Source organism: Lacinutrix cladophorae, from assembly GCF_053604645.1.
In genome coordinates, this window is sequence record NZ_JBSHNR010000013.1 from 1 (window position 1) to 333 (window position 333).

Below are 333 nucleotides of genomic sequence, written 5' to 3' on the forward strand. Positions count from 1 at the left end.
TGTGGTACAGATAGCTGTGATGCAGATGCGGTCTTTGATGTAACTTCGGATTATGCTTTCACGAACCTTGCTTCCACTTGTGGTGCTGGTGGTACTATTACTGTAATCTATACGGTATCGGATGATTGTGATAACGAAACAACGCTTACTGCGACACTTACTCTTGAAGATTCTATCGGTCCAGACCTTACTGCTTGTACGGTTGTAGATGAAACTATAGAATGTAACGGTACAGATAATGAAACTATTGCTAATGATTGGAATGCTGCTAATATATTAGCGCTTCAATCTTGTGGTACAGATAGCTGTGATGTAGATGCTGTATTTGATGTA

General features: G+C 39.9%; 1 protein-coding gene. It reads left to right on the top strand.

The genetic code is table 11. The features are described from left to right. A partial coding sequence (locus tag ACVC3Y_RS00055; protein WP_452225706.1) for a hypothetical protein occupies positions 1-333 on the top strand: 333 nt, incomplete at both ends.